The organism is Bacillus sp. CH_48 (assembly GCF_038008465.1).
In the GTDB taxonomy this organism is placed as follows: Bacteria; Bacillota; Bacilli; order Bacillales; family Bacillaceae_G; genus Bacillus_A; species Bacillus_A thuringiensis_S.
In genome coordinates this window covers 2,813,836-2,832,881 of record NZ_JBBOZF010000001.1, presented here as the reverse complement: position 1 = coordinate 2,832,881, position 19,046 = coordinate 2,813,836, and the positions used below count along the sequence as shown (strand labels likewise).

Here is a 19,046-nt window from a genome sequence, read left to right as displayed (position 1 = left end):
ATATGCATCATAAAAAGGATACTCGTTCTTCCAATGAACATAGTATCCTTTTCTTTAGTTATCAAAATGTGATGTTTTGTTAAATTCATATTGCTGTAAAAATTGTTGCAACGCCTCTTCTACAATTTTAGATTTTTGAATTCCTTTCGATTCTGATATAAGGTCCAATCTTGCTAATATTTCTGTATTAATAGAAAAGGTGCGTCTCTTTTTCTCTGTACTTTTACTCATAATTGGTGCAATTACTTCTTCTCTTCTTCTTAATAATTCATAAATACTTTGTAATTGCTCATAAATTAATAATTGATAATCTGTTTTCTCATATTGAAGGGCGGTCGCTTCTTGGAGTTGTAAGTGACGTGGTTCTTCTCCATCTCCTACAAAAATACGTTTCTTCTGCTCTCCATCATATTCGTATCCAATCAATCTTAATTTCTTCGATAATGTATACGGGCTTATTTCAAGACGTTTTGCTATAATAGCGATGGATTCACGCCTATTTAAACCATCTATAATTTCTCCAATCGTCACAATTTCCCTCCTCCCGTGTTGAAATGACACTAGTATGGTATGTTACAATGATTTTCTAACAGTATATGCAAAATGAATAGCCTGTGCGATTCATACGATTTCACAAAAGGAGGTTTTCAATATGCTTTTGCGTAGCTATACCCCTCAGTTCTATACTGAAAACAAACAACTCATTCCTAATAGTATCGCTACGATAGAAAGCGTTATGATTAATAATCGAAAACAAACTCTCCTTATGCGTGGGCAAAACGTAGAGCAGCCTATTTTATTATGCTGCCATGGTGGACCCGGCATGGCACAAATCGGATTTATTCGTCATTTTCAAAAAGAATTAGAGAAGCACTTTATTGTTATTAATTGGGATCAGCGCGGGGCAGGTAAATCTTTTTCAATGAAAGATTTCGGAGCAAATTTTACAATCAAACAATTCGTTTCCGATGCAAAAGAAGTGATTCAATATGCACTTAAAAGGTTCAACAAACAAAAACTATTTCTCGCTGGTCATTCTTGGGGAAGTATTATTGGGCTTAACATAGCACATCAATATCCAAAGTATATCGAGGCTTACATCGGTATTGGGCAAATTGTACATATGAAACAAAATGAAGAATTGCTATATCAACATTTAATTAGTTCTGCAAAAAAACATGATCATAAAAAAGCATTAGCTTCCCTTTTAAAATTAGGAAAACCACCATTTTTAGATATGAGACGTCTTATTATTCAAAGAAAGTGGCTTGGCACATTCGGAGGAGCAATCCAAAACGGATCTTCCTTTTCTTTCATACGAAAAGGTTTCTTTTCTCCTGAATATACGCTATTAGATTGGTTCAAGTTTCTCGCAGGAAATTTAAAATCTGGCGTTTTATGGGAAGAAATGCTGACAATCGATTTCTTTTCTTCTATCTCAAGTTTATCTATTCCAGTTTATTTTTGTTCTGGTCGCTATGATTATCAAACTCCTTATGCACTCGTTCAGGAATATTGCGATATTATTGAAGCGCCTATAAAAAAAATGATTTGGTTCCCAAATTCAGCACATTCTCCTGATCTAGAAGAACCAGAATTATTCGCCAATTCTTTGCAATCAATTAAACAAGAGCTAGCTTTTCAGCATTAGTAACAAAAGGCTCTTTTACATTTCATAGAAAACATTTTATAATAATATGTCGCAAGTATGTATAAACATAGCAAAATGTTTCATATTTACTTGTCTTAACAGAATAAAAATTTAGGGAGATTACATTTATTATGAACGCTGTACTCGTCGCAGTAGCAATTATGCTATTGCTTAGTTTGTTACGTGTCCAGGTCATTGTCGCCATCATTGTTGGAGCTTTAACAGGCGGAATTATCGGCGGACTCGGTATTTCAGAAACGATTAACACTTTTACAACTGGTCTTGGAAACAGTGCTCCAATCGCTTTAAGTTATGCAATGCTTGGTGGTTTCGCTATTTCCCTTTCCAAAACAGGACTTCCAGATGCTATGATTCAAACTGCATTAAAATGGATTGGCAATGAACAAGACACGAAAAAACAAGTTTATTCTAAAATACTTATTTTATTCATTATTTTAACGATGGCTTGTTTCTCACAAAATGTGATTCCTGTTCACATTGCTTTCATCCCCATCTTAATTCCAGCACTTTTAAAAGTATTAAATGAGCTGAAAGTGGATCGAAGACTTGTCACGTGTATTATTACATTTGGATTAATTACTCCTTATATGTGGATCCCTGCAGGGTTCGGAAAAATTTATCATGACGTATTGCAAACCAACGCTGCGCAAAGCGGTCTTACATTTGATGTCACACTTATTCCAAAAGCAATGACTATCCCAGCACTCGGTATGATTATTGGATTATGTGTAGCGGTATTCATTACGTACCGAAAACCTCGTACGTATGAAACAGAACAAATTCATACTACCGAAAATGAGATTGTTCCCTATACAAAACGTAGCATTACTTTCGGGTTATTATCTATCATTGCTACATTAACTGTTCAATTAACAACAGAATCAATGATTTTCGGTGCTTTAGCAGGTATTATCGTCTTATCAGTAAGTGGTAGTCTACCACTTAAAGAAGCAGATGCGATATTAACAAGCGGAATGCGTATGATGTCCTTTATTGGCTTTGTTATGATTGCTGCCGCTGGATTCGGCGCTGTTCTTCGAAAAACAGGACATGTTGAATCTCTGGTGCAAACGAGTGCACATATAATCGGAAATAACAAACCACTCGCTGCATTTCTTATGCTTGTTATTGGACTTCTCGTTACGATGGGAATTGGTTCATCCTTTTCAACCATCCCTATCTTAACAACAATTTTTGTACCTCTGTGCATTCAGCTTGGATTTAGTCCGATGGCTACAATTGCAATTATTGGTACAGCCGGAGCGCTAGGTGACGCAGGATCTCCAGCATCAGATAGTACCCTCGGACCAACATCCGGTTTAAATGCTGATGGTCAGCACCATCATATATGGGATACATGTGTACCCACTTTTCTACATTACAATATACCGTTACTTATATTTGGCTTTATTGCCGCAATTACATTATAAAAAGGTGCGTATAAAACGCACCTTTTACTTTTTTATTTTTCCTTTTAATTGTTGAAAAGCTACTTTTCCGTTATCTTTGACATAGCTTTCAATTGCCGGTAGTGATGAACCTATCCATTCACACTCTATGCTCCCATTCGGTCCAACAATTTTTAATTTATCTGGTACATGTATATTTACAAATCTTGCTGACCGAATTAACTCAATAGCAATCTGATCACTTGAGGTTACAATTCCATCTATATACGGATTGTTTCGCAATAATGTAATAAATTGTTTATTTGTATACCCTTGTACACATTCTTCTCGATAAGAGATTCCTTCATCCCAAACAGTATCTAAAAAACCTGCTATATGATCTTCCATTTCTTCACTTTCTTCTCCCTCACCGAAATATGCAAGAAAGTGACACCCTTTCTCTTTTAATAAAGAAACAGCCCTCTGTCCACTTTCATAATAATTTCCATGTGATTGTTGCTCATCAATCACAACAAACGGAAATGGAATTTCTCCTATACTTTTAAAAACGGATTTTGTTAAAATAACACCTGCAACGTTATTCTCCTTCAACATATATATGTATCTATCTTTATTCTCTATATTACAAACAATGATTTGATATCCTTCTTTATATGCTATTTCCTCAATACAATGTAGCAAAGTGATGTTTGATGGGTCATATAGATTATCTACAAGTAATGCAATTATCGTTGAATTCTCTTTAAATAGTGGCTTCGCTGCACTGTTTGGCCTATAACGTAATTCTTCAATTGCTTCCTTTACTTGTTTTACTGTGTCCTCATGAACATATCCTTTTTCATTAATAACTCGTGAAACGGTTGCGACTGAAACACCTGCCAATTTTGCAACATCACGTATAGTTGCCACATCGTCACCCCTTAATATGGTAATAGATTACAATTTTACGGTAACCTAAATTACACTATCCGTCAAGATTAATAACTCATATTTCTGAAAATTGTTACATCATTTCACTAAACGATACTCCAACTGAATTTCATGTAAAATTGGGATATTATCATATCCAATGCGTGGAATTTCTTTCTTTATTTTTCGTGCCTCCTCTACCGCATTCACATATAAATTAGTCATTACAAAATTACGTTTTTGGTAAAATCGTAACGCATTCATATTATCATTTGTTGTAATAAGACAAACCTGCCTGCACCGTTCTTCTTCTGCAACTTGCAATACACAATCCACAAGCTTCTTCCCTATTCCTTTTCTTTCTTCAATACTATCTAACGATATAATTTCACACATATTTCCAGTCACTTCATACGTTATAATTCCGATTATTCTGTCATTAGAAAACGCAACAAATCCTGGCAACTCTTCTAATTGATGCCCCTTACCACGTGAAACCATCAATGAACTTCCCCAGTTCTCACACATAAACATTCGAATTGTTTCTTTCATCGTTGGCGTAATTTTTTGTATATGCACCATTTCCTATTTCTCCCCTTTTATATCATTGTGATACAATATAAGTGTATCACATGTAACGGTATTTGGAGGATGAGGTAAAGTATGAAACGTTTTTTTGCAGCATTGTTTACTGTACTAGGTGCGATAACAGCCCTTGGGATTTTCTTTACAAATAAAGTGATGTATTTAAAGAAAAAAACAGAGGAAGAAGTACTCGAAAGAGAAACGAAAAAACATTTTCGTATAGAAGATTTTGATGCTCTTCATAAAGAAGAAATTCATATTCCTTCACAATTCGGATATGATCTTCACGGATATTACATTCCTGCTGGTCATTCCAATAAGTTTATGATTTTTTGTCACGGCGTAACTGTAAATAAAATGAACTCTGTAAAATATGCAAGGTTATTTTTAAACAGAGGGTATAATGTCGTTATTTATGATCATCGTCGTCATGGTAAAACTGGCGGAAAAACAACAAGCTATGGATACTATGAAAAACATGATTTAAAATCTGTAGTTGACTGGCTAAAAAGTCGCTTTGGAACAAATATAACACTCGGTATTCATGGTGAATCTATGGGAGCTGCAACACTTCTTCAATACGCAGGACTTGTAGAAGATGGTGCTGATTTCTATATTGCAGATTGTCCTTTCTCTGATTTTCACGGACAATTACAGCACCGTTTAAAGGTTGAATTCCATTTACCAAAATGGCCTTTATTACCTTTAGCAAATGCTTTTTTAAAAGTGCGTGACGGTTATACGATTCGCGAAGTTTCACCAATTGATTGTATAAAAAATATTAACAATCCCGTCCTCTTTATTCATAGTAAAGATGATGATTATATTTTAGCTGATATGACGAAATCACTATATGAAGCAAAAGAAAACAATAAACAACTTTATATTGCAGAACGTGGTGCACACGCTTGCTCTTATAACGAAAATAAAGAAGAGTACGAAGCAGCCATCGATCAATTTTTAAACACATATGTGAAAGAAACAAAAAACAGGCTTGCATAAGCCTGTTTTTTTATTGCGCTAAAACGTCTGTAACTTGTTCCATATTTTCAGAAATCCATTGCATTGCATCATCTAACGTTGGGAATTCTGTCGTTTGAAATGTTACTTCATCTTGAAGTAACCAAACATCCTTTGCCTCTTGCCCTACACCTGCAATGGACCAATGTAACAAACTATATGGATGATTATCATTCAAAAATGATGCCCACGTGCGCTCATTTGCAATGTTTCGTAATGTATGTAATTGTTTATCCATCTCTCGTCACCTTACTCTAGTCAGTTATGAAAACTATTATAACACTCTCTTCTTTCTCAAACAAAGTGCTCTTTTTATATTGTCAAGCACTTCCCTTGATTATATGATGAAATTAAGCGTTTGGGAAGGAGGGATAACGTTGGCAAAAGTACAAATTAAAGTAAATGATAATGGCTCTTTTCGCGTTACAGGGGACGTGGAATTAGTCGACTCACAAGGGAATGTATTCCCAGCAAAACCGGCATTTTCTTTATGCCGTTGTGGTTTATCAAAAAATATGCCTTATTGCGACGCTTCGCATAAAGGTAAATTCGAGTCTGTTGTTAGAGCACCAGAGGCAGAATAATTTTACATGTGACATGCACATTTTTTTGTGCATGTTTTTTCTTTTTAGCAACTCCGTTATATCCCTTCTCCTTACAACATTTCTAATACTTTTATTTCCATTCCAGCCCACATATATTTTCACACAATTCTTCACATTCGAATATTTTTTACTAGCCTTTTATTTTTTTTGTGCTATAATTTGAGCAAACAGCATCCTTCGGGGTCGGGTGAAATTCCCAACCGGCGGTGATGAAGTGAAAACTTCTAAGTCCGTGACCCGTTTTCAACTCGAAAACGGTGGATCTAGTGAAACTCTAGGGCCGACAGTATAGTCTGGATGGGAGAAGGATATGTTTCTAGTTTTTTATATAGTGAATACACTTTTATTTCAGTATGCATATTTTTAAAGATTCATTTTGATTCTTTATATATGTTTAATTTTCTATACTTATTTTTTATACTGAAATAAAAAGAGACAACTAGCGTTTAAAAATTCGATATTTTGCTAGGTTTTTTCCTTATGCAGAAATATCAATTATCGTTAGGTTTCTTTCCTATGCTTTCGTATTCAAACTATATTTCTAGAAATCACGTCTCCCAAACCCCAAGGATATTAAATCCTTGGGGTTTTTTGATTTTTTTAGGAGAGGTGAAGAAAATGACAGATCAAGAATATATGAGGATTGCCCTGCAGTTAGCAGAAGGAACATCAGGACAAACAAGTCCAAATCCTATGGTTGGTGCTGTTGTTGTAAAAGATGGAAACATCGTTGGTATGGGGGCTCATTTACGAGCTGGTGAAGAACACGCAGAAGTTCATGCCCTTCAAATGGCTGGTCAGAACGCCAAAGACGCTACCGTTTATGTAACACTGGAACCGTGTAGCCACTTTGGAAAAACACCACCTTGTTGTGAATTGCTCATCGAAAAAGGAGTTAAGCGTGTGGTAATTGCTACTCTCGATTGTAATCCGCTCGTTTCTGGTAACGGAAAAAGAAGATTAGAGGAAGCTAGAATTGAAGTAACTACCGGTGTTCTTGAAGCAGAAGCAGTTTTATTAAATCGCTACTTTTTTCACTACATGAAAATGAAACGCCCTTTTGTAACAATCAAAACAGCGATGAGCTTAGATGGAAAAACAGCAACTGTAACTGGTGAAAGTAAGTGGATTACAGGTGAAGAAGCACGTGCTGATGTTCACCAATATCGCCATACACATGATGCAATTCTTGTTGGAGTGAATACAGTTATAGCTGATAATCCTCATTTAACAACAAGAATTCCAAATGGTGGGAAACATCCTATTCGCGTTGTTTTAGATACCCATTTACGAACGCCACCATCTTCTCATGTTATAACAGATGGTTTAGCACCGACATGGATTATTGTCGGTAAGGATGTAAAGAAAGAGAAGATATCTTCTTATAATTCTAAAAATATAGCTATATTCCAAATGGAAACGAAGCATATAGAAATCGAGGACCTTCTTTCCTTTCTTGGAGAGAAACAAATTCTTTCTCTATTCGTTGAAGGTGGCCAATCAATTCATGCAAGTTTCTTAAAAACAAACAATTTCAATGAAATTGTAACCTATATAAGCCCGAAATTAATTGGTGGAAAAGATGCTCCTACTTTATTTGGAGGAAATGGTTTTTCAAAATTACAAGATGCGCTTTCCTTGAAAATTCAAGAGATGAAACAAATTGGTGATGATATAAAAATCGTTGCGAATGCCCGAAACGAGGTGACGGAATGTTTACAGGAATTGTAGAAGAATTAGGAACGATAGCAAACATGCAACAAAGCGGAGAAGCGATGAAATTAACGATTGATGCAAAGAAAATTTTATCAGATGTTCACTTAGGTGATAGTATCGCGGTTAACGGTATTTGCTTAACTGTAACAAACTTTACAACTACTTCATTTACAGTTGATGCAATGCCTGAAACGATGCAGTCGACATCGCTTCGCATGCTTAAACCCCACTCTAAAGTAAATTTAGAGCGGGCAATGTCTGCAAATGGAAGATTCGGTGGACATTTCGTTTCAGGACACATTGATGGCATCGGAACGATTTTAACTAAAAAACAACATTACAATGCCGTCTATTATAAAATAGCAATTTCTGATGAATTGCTACACTATTGTTTGCATAAAGGGTCCATTGCTGTTGATGGAACGAGTTTAACGATATTTGATATAGACGAAGCTTCCATAACGATTTCACTCATCCCGCACACAGTAAGCGAATCTGTCATTGGAGAAAAAAATGCCGGAGATATCGTAAATATTGAGTGTGACATGATTGGTAAATATATCGAACGCTTTATTACTAAACCTGCAAAACGAGTAGGTTCAATGACCGAAAGTTTTTTACAAGAAAACGGATTTCTATAAGGGGGAAGCACAATGTTTCATCGTATTGAAGAAGCTCTAGAAGATTTAAAACAAGGTAAAGTCGTTATCGTATGTGATGATGAAAACCGAGAAAATGAAGGCGACTTTATTGCTTTAGCAGAGTACATTACACCGGAAACAATTAATTTTATGATTACACATGGTCGTGGTCTCGTTTGTGTACCGATTACGGAAGGATACGCAGAACGTCTACAATTAGAACCAATGGTATCTCATAATACAGATTCACATCATACTGCGTTTACAGTGAGCATTGACCATGTTTCTACAACAACAGGGATTAGCGCTCACGAACGTGCAACTACGATACAAGAATTGTTAAATCCCGCATCAAAAGGCACTGATTTCAATCGACCTGGACATATCTTTCCATTAATTGCGAAAGAAGGCGGTGTCCTGCGTCGTGCAGGTCATACAGAAGCTGCTGTTGATTTAGCAAAGCTATGCGGTGCCGAACCAGCTGGAGTTATTTGCGAGATTATAAATGAGGACGGCACGATGGCACGTGTACCTGATTTAATAGAATGCGCAAAACAATTTGATATAAAAATGATTACAATAGAAGATTTAATTGCTTACCGCCGCCATCATGAAACACTTGTGACGAGAGAGGTGGAAATTACATTACCTACAGATTTCGGTACTTTCCACGCAATTGGCTATTCTAACTCATTAGATACGAAAGAACATATCGCACTTGTAAAAGGTGATATTTCAATAGGTGAACCGGTACTTGTGCGTGTTCATTCTGAATGCTTAACAGGAGATGTATTCGGTTCACATCGCTGCGATTGCGGACCACAACTCCATGCAGCACTTGCTCAAATTGAGCGTGAAGGAAAAGGTGTTCTTCTTTATATGAGACAAGAAGGAAGAGGCATTGGGCTTCTTAATAAGCTTCGTGCTTATAAATTACAAGAAGAAGGATTTGATACTGTAGAAGCAAATGAAAAACTCGGCTTCCCTGCTGATCTTCGTGATTACGGTATCGGTGCACAAATATTAAAAGATTTAGGTTTACAAAGTTTACGATTATTAACGAATAACCCAAGAAAAATTGCTGGCTTACAAGGTTACGATTTAGAAGTAGTCGAGCGTGTACCGTTGCAAATGCCAGCAAAAGAAGAGAATAAATCGTATTTACAAACGAAAGTAAACAAATTAGGACACTTACTAAACTTATAATTAAAGGAGAGATTTATTATGGTATTCGAAGGTCATTTGGTTGGTACAGGATTAAAAGTTGGAGTTGTTGTTGGACGTTTTAATGAATTTATTACAAGTAAGTTACTTGGCGGCGCTTTAGACGGATTAAAGCGTCACGGTGTAGAAGAAAATGATATTGATGTTGCTTGGGTTCCTGGTGCATTTGAAATTCCTTTAATCGCTAAAAAGATGGCTAGTAGCGGAAAGTATGATGCTGTTATTACATTAGGTACTGTAATCCGAGGTGCTACAACTCACTACGATTACGTTTGTAATGAAGTAGCAAAAGGTGTTGCGTCTTTATCACTACAAATGGACATCCCAGTTATTTTCGGCGTATTAACGACAGAAACAATTGAACAAGCGATTGAACGCGCAGGTACGAAAGCTGGTAATAAAGGATATGAATCAGCTGTTGCTGCAATTGAAATGGCTCACTTATCAAAACAATGGGCATAAAAAAAGAGGCTGCGGCCTCTTTTTATTTTTTCACCTTTTTTTGTACATCTTTTATTAATTCATTCATCGTTTTTCCTTCTGTTTTTATATGAAGAGCTTGTGCTGTTCTCCATACATTCTCTCTTTTTTTCGCTTCTTCTATAATAGTAATTTCTTTTCTAACTTCCTTTAAATCTTTTCCTTCCGTTTTCAATCCAAAATGTTCAGCTTTCGTTCGAAAGTGTTGTTCGATTCTTTGTTGCATCTCTTTTTGTTCAGGATTTTCAGCAGCCTTAACTGGATCAGAACTTATTGCTTTTATTAAAATTAAACAAGTCATAATCGCTAATATGTATTTGTACATGTAAAATCCTCCAACCCAATATAAATTACATATTTACTATGTACAACTAGGGCTTGGAAAATTCGTCCACAAAAATTCTTTTTTTCGCTCAAAAACCAATAATACCAAGCGTTCACAACTATTTATTACATTTTATTTACAAAAAAAGCAAACCCTTTTACAAGTTTGCTTTTTCATCTATCTTATAATGCACATTCTTCAATCTCAAATCCTAAATCTGCAATCATACCCCAGTCCGCAGTCGGCTCTTGTCCAGCTGTCGTTAAGTAGTCCCCGACAAAAATAGAATTTGCTGCAAATAAACCGATTGGCTGTACAGAACGTAAATTGATTTCACGTCCTCCTGAAATACGAATTTCTTTTGTTGGGTTTACAAAACGCATCATTGCCAGTACTTTTAAACATTCTACTGGCGTTAACTCTTTTTGCCCTTCAAGAGGTGTCCCCTTTACAGCAACAAGGAAATTACAAGGGATAGAATCTGCATCTATACGTTGTAATTCAAATGCAATTTCAGCACGCTCTTCAATTGTTTCTCCCATGCCAAAAATCGCTCCAGAGCATGGTGAAATACCAGCTTGTTTCGCTTTTTGAACTGTATCAACACGATCATCATACGTATGCGTTGAACAAATACTATCGTAATTATTTGCATGTGTATTTAAGTTGTGGTTATAACGATGCACGCCTGCTTCCGCTAAACGTCCTGCTTGATCTTCATTTAAGAAACCTAAACAACAACAAATCTTCAAGTCTGTCGTTTCACGAATTTCCTTAACTGCTCCAATTACGTGATTTACCTCTTTATCCGTCGGACGACGACCAGACGCTACAATACAATATGTACCTGCTTTACGGCGTATTGCTTCATGTGCCCCTTCTACAATTTTCTCCTGCGTTAACCATGCATATTTATCAATTGGTGCTTCTGAAATAATAGACTGTGAGCAATATCCACAATCTTCAGGACATAATCCAGATTTCGTATTAATAATCATATTCAATTTTACTTTCTTACCAAAGTGATGATGGCGAATAATGTAAGCTGCATTCATAATTTCTAAAACTTCTGTATCATCAGCTTCTAATATCGCTATTGCATCTTCTTTCGTAATCATCTTTTCTTCCACTACGTCGTATGCAAGTTTTTTCCAATCCCTTTTTGTTTGTACTTGTTTCATTTCATCTCTTCCCCTCTTTTGTTATATGCATAAATAAAGCATGATACGTTGCCATTATCCCTTCATTTCCCGTGAAGTCTCTTTCGTATATGCGCAGCATCGCACGAAAGAGTGAGGGACTTTGACAATATGATCCTTCATTGCTATTAGTTGCTCCTACTTTTCGAATAGAATGCAGAAACTCCTTAACTTCTGTAAAACTCTCTATGTAACATGTTTCAGAAACATGCACATCCCCTGTTTCTATCTTACATATATGGAGCAACTGATCTTTTGAATAAAAACGTTGACCAATCGATGTTTCATTTTTTATATTTCTTTCTTCTTTCGCACGTTGGAACGAAGCATGCAATTCTTGAAATGTTTCATGTCCAAACGTTGAAAAGAGTAATATGCCATCTATAGACAAATGTTGAAATAAATTTCTTAACACTTGTTGTAAATTATTTAACCATTGAAATGTAGCATTTGAAATAATGACATCATATGATTCTTCTAATCGTAATCGCTCAATATCTTCACAGTGAAACGTTACATTTTTTACATTTTGTCTAGTTTGCGCAATCGCAATCATACTTTCAGCAAAATCAACTGCTGTAATATGTGCTTTCGGAAATAACTTTGATAATTGTTCTGTTACATACCCCGTCCCGCATCCCAGTTCTAAAATACGTATTGATGCCGTTTCACTATATCGTTCCTTTAAGATTGAAAGTAATGAATGTGCCATCTTTTTTTGTACATTTGCATATCGATCGTAAGATACGGCTGCCCCATTAAACCGTTTTTGTAGTAACGTTTTGTTGATCATGTCGTATCCCCTCTACAAATTGAATTATCTCATTTGCACAATATTCAAAATTCGTTACACATAATGCATGCCCTGCTTCACTTACTACTTTCAGCTCGCTGCTGCTATTCTCCGTCATACTACGTGCCGCAGACAATGGGCATATTACATCCTGTTCTCCGTGAATAAGTAGTATAGGTACTTTAATTTCTTTTAGTTCTTCTCTCATATCTGTTTCTATTAAATAATCTAAACCTAGTTGTAAAGACTGAATAGAATCACCTTTAAAACGGTCTACAATGTCTTCAAAGTTTTTATTCTCTTTTAGCTCATCTTTCGTAAACATATTTTCATAAAACCGCTTGAGCGTATCTTCTTTCCTTCTCGCCAAATTTCTTTTCAGCCGTTCTACATGCAAAGCATTCCATCCGTTACTGTAATCGCTCGTACTTGTAAATTTAGCAGTACCACCAATTAATACGATGCCTTTTGCCTTAATCTTTTTATAAGCTTCAACTGCTGCTAACGCTCCTAGTGACCATCCAACTAAAATTACGTTGTCATTATGCGCTACATCTATAATTCGTTCCGCAAATTCACTTCGTTCTTTCACATTACGCCAATCTATGCATTGAACAGGATATCCTTTAAAATACGGAATTACTAAATCCCAAATATTCTCTTCCATTCCCCATCCGGGAATAAAAATAATCTTTAGCTCGTTCATACGAAAATCTCCTCTTCTTTCGCAATGTGAATAATTCGATCAATAGCCCATTTTAAATCAGCTATTGTATGTTGCGATGTAACTGCAAAGCGAATTCGAGAACTATGAACCGGCACAGTTGGCGGACGAATTGCAATAGCCGCAATCCCTGCCTCTTGCAACCTTTTACTAAACCGTAAAGCATGTTCATTTGAACCGACTACAATCGGTACAATATGAGTTGAACTATTCCCAATATCAAAACCAGCATCCCTTAATTTAGTTCTGAAGTATTCTCCATTTGCTATAAGGTTCTCTCTTCTTTCGTTATCTTCTTTTACAATTTCAATTGCTTTTTGCACCGCTCCTAACGTGCTTGGTGGTAAAGCTGTAGTAAAAATAAAGCTTCTCATCATATTTTGTAAATACTCTATATAAATTTCATCACCTGTCAAATACGCACCATAACACCCTAAAGCCTTACTAAACGTCCCCATATGTATATCAATTTTTTGAGAAAGATTTTTTTCTATGTGAGATAATCCAGCTCCGCCGATTCCATATATTCCACTCGCATGTGCTTCATCGACTATAATGATTGCTCCGTATTTCTCTTTCAGTTGTACTAAATCTCTCAAATACGCAGTATCACCATCCATACTAAAAACGGTATCTGTTACGATTAATTTCCTCTTTTCAGGCGAAGCCATTTTCAAAAGCTTCTCTAAATGATCCAAATCATTATGACGATACCTTTTATGCTCTGCCCCGCTTAATATGATTCCATCAACAATACTTGCGTGATTTAACTTATCACTAAAAACAATATCGTGCCGAGAGGCTAAAGAAGATATGGCACCTATATTTGCCGTATACCCACTATTTACAATTAAAGCTCTTTCAGTACCTTTCCAGTCACATATGCTTCTCTCAACCTCTTCATATAATGGATGATTTCCTACAACGAGACGAGAGGCAGTCGCTCCAGTTCCATATCTTTTTGTACAGGCAATAGCAGCTTCTTTTAACCTTTCATCTCCAGCTAACCCTAAATAATTATTTGACGCTAAATTTAACATCCTTTTTTTATCTCGAATAAGCCAAGTCTCTTCTGCCTGCTCTGTTACATATAAATTTCGATACTGCCCTTGCTTATGTAATTGTTGTAATTTAGATTGAAGGTGCGCCCGCCACGTTTGATTCATTTTGGATAAACTCCTCTAATTTTGAAATCATAATATATTCTTTTGCAGATTCCAATACTTCTTCTTTCGTAAACTCACCTTCAAAGAATGGTAATAATCCTAAAACTGGTACCCCGCTCAACTCTTCAATCATCTCTTTATTTTCTTGCACTCTTTCCATTTCACATTCTTTGCAACCTGATAAAATGACACCCGCTACGGTTAAGCCATGCGCCTTTGCGTAAGCAATCGTTAACACTGTATGATTTACTGTTCCTAATGTAGGACGAGCTACTACAATAAGAGGCAACTGTAATTCTTTTGCAAAATCAATTACTAAAGCATCTTCTGTATATGGGACAGCAAGCCCACCTGCTCCTTCTACAAATAAGCTATTAAACTCTTTTAATAGTTCATTATAGTAATCAGTAATTTCTTTTAACTTTACTACTCTTCCAGCTCTTTTCATGGCAAGTCTCGGAGCAAGTGGTTCTTCAATAAAATAAGGGCAAATTTCATTTTCTTGTGTCGGTACACCTGATAATACTTTTAACCTTGCCGCATCTCCCTCAGGGTTTGATGCAACATGCCCACTTTGCAACGGTTTATATACCCCTACGTTATATCCTAATTCTCTAAATACACCTGCTATAGCACCTGCAACTACTGTTTTTCCAACTTCAGTATCAGTTGCTGTTATGAAAAAACCACTCATTATTCTCCCTCCGTAACATCCGAGATTGCCTTATATAAGATGCGTAACATATCATCAATCTCTTCAAAAGTAGAAGCAAGTGGCGGCATAAATACAATCGTGTTACCTAGCGGTCGTAAAATCATACCTAGCTCTCTTGAGCGTTTACATACTTGAACACCGACTCTTTCTGTCCAGTCAAAAGCTTCTTTCGTTTCCTTATTCTTCACAAGCTCGATACCAACCATTAATCCGCACTGACGAATATCACCTACATGTTTATACGCAAAGAGCTTTTCTAATTGCGCTGCCACATAATCCGTTTTACGTGCCACTTCTTCTATTAAATTTGTTTTTTCATATAGTTCTAGATTCGCGATTGCTACGGCACACCCTAACGGATTGCCTGTATAGCTATGTCCATGGAAAAATGTTTTTTGTTCTTCATATTCTCCTAAGAAGGCATTATATATTTCATCTGTCGTTACGGTAACTGCAATTGGTAAATATCCACCTGTTAAACCTTTACCAGCAGTTAAAATGTCTGGCGTCACATTTTCATGTTCACACGCAAACATTTTCCCTGTACGCCCAAATCCAGTCGCTACCTCATCTGTAATAAATAATACATTGTACTTTGTACATAAATCGCGCAGTCCTTTTAAATATCCTTTTGGCATTGTAATCATTCCACCAGCACCTTGCATTAATGGCTCTACAATGATGGCAGCTACTTCTTCATGCTTTTCTTTCAACAATTCTTCCATTTCTGCTAAATGGCTTTTTACAATTTCCTCCTTATTATTTCCGTAAGGAGAACGATATGTATATGGATACGGCATTTTAATCGTATCAAATAAGAGCGAACTATACACTTGGTGAAACAAGTCTATTGCCCCTACTGAAACAGCTCCAATTGTATCACCGTGATATGCTTCTTTTAATGTAACGAATCTTTGTTTCTTTGGTTTCCCTTTATGCTGCCAATATTGGAAAGCCATCTTAATTGCAATTTCAACAGCGGTAGAACCTGAATCAGAATAGAATACCTTCTTCAATCCATCTGGTACAACCTCAATAATTTTTTCTGCTAATAAAATAGATGGAACGTTAGCAAGTCCTAACATAGTAGAATGAGCAATTTTATTTAATTGCTCACGAATTGCTTCATCTAATTCCGGTACTTGATGTCCGTGAACATTTAACCATATAGATGAAACACCATCCCAATATTCATTACCATTTACATCGTATAGCTTTCTTCCCTCTCCACGTTCAATAATGACAGGATCTTCTTCTAAATAATCTTTCATTTGTGTAAATGGGTGCCATACGTAAGCTTTATTTTTCTCTGCTAATTCTTCATATGTATAAGATGATTTTTCAATCGTTCTACTATTTATTGTCACAACTGTCACTCCTAATGTTAACTTGTTTATAAATATAGTTAACATTAAATCCGAATGACTGTCAATTATTTTAAAATCAAATAGTTCTTAAAAAAGAACAACTTATCATACGATAAGTTGTTCTACTTTCCATGCTGTATCTTTCCAATTTCTAAAATAATTTCTTCATCTTTTTTTCCCTCTGTATCAATTCCAAGTTGTTTAGCGTGCTCAATTAATAAATCATGACGCTTCTCAAACCTAGCGGTATTTACTTCTTTCGTAACCTCTTCTTTTGTTTTCCCCTCAGTAGAAACTCCTAGTTTCTCTGCTGCTTTTTCCATTGATTTCTTCTCTTCTATTTCTTTTACTTTCTTCACTTCTGACTGTTGTATTTGTTTTTGTTTCAACTGCTCTGATTCAGCCGCAAAAGCTGTGTAAATTCCAGCACTTCCGCCAACGACTAGTAAGGTGGTAAAAAGAATTATTTTTTTCTTCACTCTTTCCTCCCCTTTCAAATTCATTATAACGTACAAAATTAGAGCTTTAAAACAATTCTCCTTTATTTCCCTAAAAAAACATTTAATATTTTTATTGACATTTAAGATGAAAATGTGATAAAAATTTAACTAACATCATATGAATCGGCGATGATAGGATTTAGTAGTATTTCGATTTCTGATTTCAGAGAGCTGGTGGTCGGTGCGAACCAGTACAGAGCGAATTATGAATTACCCCCTGGAGCTTCTTTTACGAAACGTGAGGAGTAGTGAAAGACGGTTATAGACCGTTATGTCTAAAGAGTGGTGAAACGACACTGTTTCACAATTTAGGGTGGTACCGCGAATTTTTCGTCCCTGCATATATTGCAGGGGCGTTTTTTATTTTATAAGCGCATATCATATGACCCTTTATTTTGTGATACATTCATTTCACAAGCTAGGGTGGTACCGCGATTTCTTCGTCCCTGCATAATTATATGCAGGGACGTTTTTTTATCCAATCATTTCCGCATCATATAGAAGAACCAACAATTACCGGTAATTTGTCACAAAATTCTAAAATTTAGAAGGAAATATACAATATTGGCGAATTTTATATAAAAAAGAGCTATTTCACATTACTTAGGAGGGGAAAACAATGGTTTCAAAAATTGAGTCTGTTCTTTTAACAATTTTTATCTTTTTCTGTATTGGTTTTAGTGTTATTCAATTAGAAGTTTCACCACACATCCCAATTTTATTTGGTATCGTTCTTTTATTAGCATTTGGATTCCTGAAGAAAATCTCTTGGTCTACTATGGAGAAAGGGATGATTAGTAGTATTTCAGCTGGTATTCCATCTATATTTATTTTCTTACTTGTAGGCGTATTAATTAGCGTTTGGATCGCAGCTGGAACTATTCCGACTTTAATGGTATACGGCTTCCAACTTGTATCTCCAAAAATTTTCGTTCCAACTGTTTTTGTTGTTTGTGCAATTGTTGGAACGAGTATCGGTAGTGCATTTACAACTGCTGCAACTGTAGGACTTGCCTTTATGGGAATGGGTACTGCCCTTGGATACGATCCAGCTCTTATTGCTGGGGCAATTATTTCTGGGGCATTCTTCGGAGATAAAATGTCTCCTTTATCTGATACAACAAACTTAGCGCCTGCTGTAACGGGTGTAGATTTATTTGAACATATTCGTAACATGCTTTGGACAACAGTGCCAGCTTTCATTATTGCTTTTATCGCATTTTTCATTTTAGGAAGCGGATCTGGTGGAAACGCTGATTTCTCAGCATTTATTAACACATTAGAAAAAAATGCAACGATTTCTATCGTTACACTGATTCCTATTTTATTACTGTTCCTATTCGCATTTAAAAAGGTACCCGCAGTTCCAACATTACTTGCAGGAATTGTGGTAGGGATTATTATTCTCTTTATTTTTAAACCTAGCACTTCTTTAGCTGATTTAATAAAAATTATGCAAGACGGTTACGTTTCTAAAACTGGTATCAAAGATATTGATAGCTTATTATCTCGCGGTGGCCTGCAAAGTATGATGATGTCAATTGCTCTTATTTTCCTAGCTCTTTGTATGGGAGGATTATTACAAGGAATGGGTATTATAGCGCAGCTGATGAATATTATCTCTAGCTTCGTAAAAACTAGTACACGCTTAATTATTTCTACTGCTTCAACTGCAATTGGTGTAAACTTCTTACTCGGTGAGCAGTACTTATCCATCGTTTTAACAGGACAAGCATTTGCTAATAAATACGATGAAGTCGGTTTAGAACGTCGTAATTTATCACGAGTATTAGAAGATGCTGGTACAGTAATTAATCCACTCGTACCATGGGGTGTAAGTGGCGTATTCTTAACAAACGTTCTTAGCGTTCCAACATTCGATTACCTGCCATACGCAATCTTCTGTTTAGCGTGTCCAGTCGTAACCATTATCGTCGGCTTTACTGGATTCGGTCTTTCATGGAAAAAAGAAAAAGCAGTACCAGTTTCATAATAT

21 protein-coding genes, 1 riboswitch and 1 other annotated feature are annotated in these 19,046 nt (G+C 35.9%); of the genes, 9 read left to right on the top strand and 12 right to left on the bottom strand.

Translation table 11 applies throughout. From position 1 onward, the window contains the following. Nucleotides 1-54 precede the first annotated feature (54 nt). Nucleotides 55-531: a ribbon-helix-helix domain-containing protein gene (locus N2V92_RS14340; RefSeq protein ID WP_000151934.1), complete on the bottom strand. Its 477-nt coding sequence runs from the start codon at nucleotides 529-531 to the stop codon at nucleotides 55-57. A 121-nt stretch (nucleotides 532-652) separates the two neighbouring features. On the opposite strand from N2V92_RS14340, the gene N2V92_RS14335 reads away from it, so the two are divergent. Further along, entirely contained in the window at nucleotides 653-1,651 is a 999-nt protein-coding gene (locus tag N2V92_RS14335) for an alpha/beta fold hydrolase (protein ID WP_042595620.1), read from the top strand. 131 nt (nucleotides 1,652-1,782) lie between these two features. Further along, nucleotides 1,783-3,102: a Na+/H+ antiporter family protein gene (locus N2V92_RS14330; protein ID WP_000994811.1), complete on the top strand. Its 1,320-nt coding sequence runs from the start codon at nucleotides 1,783-1,785 to the stop codon at nucleotides 3,100-3,102. Between the two features lie 24 nt (nucleotides 3,103-3,126). On the opposite strand, the gene N2V92_RS14325 is transcribed toward N2V92_RS14330, so the two are convergent. Both N2V92_RS14325 and N2V92_RS14320 read right to left on the bottom strand, forming a co-directional pair. Then, a complete protein-coding gene (locus tag N2V92_RS14325; RefSeq protein ID WP_000201358.1) occupies nucleotides 3,127-3,990 on the bottom strand; it encodes a LacI family DNA-binding transcriptional regulator in 864 nt (287 codons plus the stop codon). Between the two features lie 99 nt (nucleotides 3,991-4,089). Then, the gene (locus tag N2V92_RS14320; RefSeq protein ID WP_000233419.1) at nucleotides 4,090-4,572 is read right to left on the bottom strand and encodes a GNAT family N-acetyltransferase; all 483 of its coding nucleotides are present in this window, start codon (nucleotides 4,570-4,572) and stop codon (nucleotides 4,090-4,092) included. 81 nt (nucleotides 4,573-4,653) lie between these two features. Between N2V92_RS14320 and N2V92_RS14315 the strand changes: the two genes are divergently transcribed. After that, on the top strand, nucleotides 4,654-5,577 hold the full coding sequence (locus N2V92_RS14315) for an alpha/beta hydrolase (protein WP_000819241.1): 924 nt from the start codon (nucleotides 4,654-4,656) through the stop codon (nucleotides 5,575-5,577). Between the two features lie 10 nt (nucleotides 5,578-5,587). Here the strand turns inward: N2V92_RS14315 and N2V92_RS14310 are convergent, their stop codons facing one another. After that, entirely contained in the window at nucleotides 5,588-5,833 is a 246-nt protein-coding gene (locus tag N2V92_RS14310; protein ID WP_000360793.1) for a DUF2552 family protein, read from the bottom strand. Nucleotides 5,834-5,972: 139 nt separating this feature from the next. On the opposite strand from N2V92_RS14310, the gene N2V92_RS14305 reads away from it, so the two are divergent. From N2V92_RS14305 to ribH, 5 genes are all read left to right on the top strand, one after another. Further along, entirely contained in the window at nucleotides 5,973-6,179 is a 207-nt protein-coding gene (locus tag N2V92_RS14305; RefSeq protein WP_001151582.1) for a CDGSH iron-sulfur domain-containing protein, read from the top strand. A gap of 190 nt (nucleotides 6,180-6,369) precedes the next feature. Further along, nucleotides 6,370-6,513, top strand: a riboswitch (FMN riboswitch). 305 nt (nucleotides 6,514-6,818) lie between these two features. Continuing rightward, nucleotides 6,819-7,931, top strand: a complete 1,113-nt coding sequence (gene ribD / locus N2V92_RS14300; RefSeq protein WP_042595623.1) for a bifunctional diaminohydroxyphosphoribosylaminopyrimidine deaminase/5-amino-6-(5-phosphoribosylamino)uracil reductase RibD — start codon at nucleotides 6,819-6,821, stop codon at nucleotides 7,929-7,931. Further along, on the top strand, nucleotides 7,913-8,557 hold the full coding sequence (gene ribE / locus N2V92_RS14295; protein WP_016077267.1) for a riboflavin synthase: 645 nt from the start codon (nucleotides 7,913-7,915) through the stop codon (nucleotides 8,555-8,557). Before ribD ends, ribE begins: the two co-directional genes overlap by 19 nt. A gap of 12 nt (nucleotides 8,558-8,569) precedes the next feature. Further along, nucleotides 8,570-9,763 (top strand): bifunctional 3,4-dihydroxy-2-butanone 4-phosphate synthase/GTP cyclohydrolase II, encoded by a 1,194-nt coding sequence (gene ribBA / locus N2V92_RS14290; protein ID WP_000469006.1) that lies wholly within the window; start codon nucleotides 8,570-8,572, stop codon nucleotides 9,761-9,763. A gap of 18 nt (nucleotides 9,764-9,781) precedes the next feature. Further along, complete coding sequence (ribH, locus tag N2V92_RS14285) at nucleotides 9,782-10,243, top strand: 6,7-dimethyl-8-ribityllumazine synthase (RefSeq protein WP_000230895.1); 462 nt, start codon at nucleotides 9,782-9,784, stop codon at nucleotides 10,241-10,243. 22 nt (nucleotides 10,244-10,265) lie between these two features. On the opposite strand, the gene N2V92_RS14280 is transcribed toward ribH, so the two are convergent. The 8 genes from N2V92_RS14280 to N2V92_RS14245 all read right to left on the bottom strand — a co-directional run bounded on the left by N2V92_RS14280 (nucleotide 10,266) and on the right by N2V92_RS14245 (nucleotide 17,029). Further along, a complete protein-coding gene (locus N2V92_RS14280; protein ID WP_000280032.1) occupies nucleotides 10,266-10,586 on the bottom strand; it encodes a hypothetical protein in 321 nt (106 codons plus the stop codon). 182 nt (nucleotides 10,587-10,768) lie between these two features. Beyond that, a complete protein-coding gene (bioB, locus tag N2V92_RS14275) occupies nucleotides 10,769-11,767 on the bottom strand; it encodes a biotin synthase (protein ID WP_000815856.1) in 999 nt (332 codons plus the stop codon). Between the two features lies 1 nt (nucleotide 11,768). Further along, complete coding sequence (bioC, locus tag N2V92_RS14270; RefSeq protein ID WP_000608912.1) at nucleotides 11,769-12,578, bottom strand: malonyl-ACP O-methyltransferase BioC; 810 nt, start codon at nucleotides 12,576-12,578, stop codon at nucleotides 11,769-11,771. Next, complete coding sequence (locus tag N2V92_RS14265; protein ID WP_001004158.1) at nucleotides 12,544-13,284, bottom strand: alpha/beta fold hydrolase; 741 nt, start codon at nucleotides 13,282-13,284, stop codon at nucleotides 12,544-12,546. The genes bioC and N2V92_RS14265 overlap by 35 nt, the downstream gene beginning before the upstream one ends. Next, entirely contained in the window at nucleotides 13,281-14,468 is a 1,188-nt protein-coding gene (gene bioF / locus N2V92_RS14260) for an 8-amino-7-oxononanoate synthase (protein WP_001077300.1), read from the bottom strand. The genes N2V92_RS14265 and bioF overlap by 4 nt, the downstream gene beginning before the upstream one ends. Next, nucleotides 14,434-15,162: a dethiobiotin synthase gene (gene bioD, locus N2V92_RS14255; RefSeq protein ID WP_042595629.1), complete on the bottom strand. Its 729-nt coding sequence runs from the start codon at nucleotides 15,160-15,162 to the stop codon at nucleotides 14,434-14,436. The genes bioF and bioD overlap by 35 nt, the downstream gene beginning before the upstream one ends. Next, nucleotides 15,162-16,595 (bottom strand): adenosylmethionine--8-amino-7-oxononanoate transaminase, encoded by a 1,434-nt coding sequence (gene bioA / locus N2V92_RS14250; protein WP_042595631.1) that lies wholly within the window; start codon nucleotides 16,593-16,595, stop codon nucleotides 15,162-15,164. The genes bioD and bioA overlap by 1 nt, the downstream gene beginning before the upstream one ends. A 77-nt stretch (nucleotides 16,596-16,672) precedes the next feature. Next, nucleotides 16,673-17,029 carry a hypothetical protein gene (locus tag N2V92_RS14245; protein WP_000726908.1) on the bottom strand — a complete coding sequence of 119 codons (357 nt, stop codon included), beginning with the start codon at nucleotides 17,027-17,029 and terminating at the stop codon, nucleotides 16,673-16,675. 141 nt (nucleotides 17,030-17,170) lie between these two features. Then, nucleotides 17,171-17,391 (top strand) — a binding site (T-box leader). A gap of 278 nt (nucleotides 17,392-17,669) precedes the next feature. On the opposite strand from N2V92_RS14245, the gene nhaC reads away from it, so the two are divergent. After that, on the top strand, nucleotides 17,670-19,043 hold the full coding sequence (gene nhaC / locus N2V92_RS14240) for a Na+/H+ antiporter NhaC (protein WP_042595633.1): 1,374 nt from the start codon (nucleotides 17,670-17,672) through the stop codon (nucleotides 19,041-19,043). Nucleotides 19,044-19,046 lie beyond the last annotated feature (3 nt).

Excerpts from the sequence above, each read along its gene's own strand:
- N2V92_RS14335 (WP_042595620.1), top strand. The coding sequence starts at position 653 with ATGCTTTTGCGTAGCTATACCCCTCAGTTCTATACTGAAAACAAACAA.
- N2V92_RS14330 (WP_000994811.1), top strand. The coding sequence starts at position 1,783 with ATGAACGCTGTACTCGTCGCAGTAGCAATTATGCTATTGCTTAGTTTG.
- N2V92_RS14320 (WP_000233419.1), bottom strand. The coding sequence starts at position 4,572 with ATGGTGCATATACAAAAAATTACGCCAACGATGAAAGAAACAATTCGA.
- N2V92_RS14315 (WP_000819241.1), top strand. The coding sequence starts at position 4,654 with ATGAAACGTTTTTTTGCAGCATTGTTTACTGTACTAGGTGCGATAACA.
- N2V92_RS14310 (WP_000360793.1), bottom strand. The coding sequence starts at position 5,833 with ATGGATAAACAATTACATACATTACGAAACATTGCAAATGAGCGCACG.
- ribD (WP_042595623.1), top strand. The coding sequence starts at position 6,819 with ATGACAGATCAAGAATATATGAGGATTGCCCTGCAGTTAGCAGAAGGA.
- ribE (WP_016077267.1), top strand. The coding sequence starts at position 7,913 with ATGTTTACAGGAATTGTAGAAGAATTAGGAACGATAGCAAACATGCAA.
- ribBA (WP_000469006.1), top strand. The coding sequence starts at position 8,570 with ATGTTTCATCGTATTGAAGAAGCTCTAGAAGATTTAAAACAAGGTAAA.
- ribH (WP_000230895.1), top strand. The coding sequence starts at position 9,782 with ATGGTATTCGAAGGTCATTTGGTTGGTACAGGATTAAAAGTTGGAGTT.
- N2V92_RS14280 (WP_000280032.1), bottom strand. The coding sequence starts at position 10,586 with ATGTACAAATACATATTAGCGATTATGACTTGTTTAATTTTAATAAAA.
- bioB (WP_000815856.1), bottom strand. The coding sequence starts at position 11,767 with ATGAAACAAGTACAAACAAAAAGGGATTGGAAAAAACTTGCATACGAC.
- bioC (WP_000608912.1), bottom strand. The coding sequence starts at position 12,578 with ATGATCAACAAAACGTTACTACAAAAACGGTTTAATGGGGCAGCCGTA.
- N2V92_RS14265 (WP_001004158.1), bottom strand. The coding sequence starts at position 13,284 with ATGAACGAGCTAAAGATTATTTTTATTCCCGGATGGGGAATGGAAGAG.
- bioF (WP_001077300.1), bottom strand. The coding sequence starts at position 14,468 with ATGAATCAAACGTGGCGGGCGCACCTTCAATCTAAATTACAACAATTA.
- bioD (WP_042595629.1), bottom strand. The coding sequence starts at position 15,162 with ATGAGTGGTTTTTTCATAACAGCAACTGATACTGAAGTTGGAAAAACA.
- bioA (WP_042595631.1), bottom strand. The coding sequence starts at position 16,595 with ATGTTAACTATATTTATAAACAAGTTAACATTAGGAGTGACAGTTGTG.
- nhaC (WP_042595633.1), top strand. The coding sequence starts at position 17,670 with ATGGTTTCAAAAATTGAGTCTGTTCTTTTAACAATTTTTATCTTTTTC.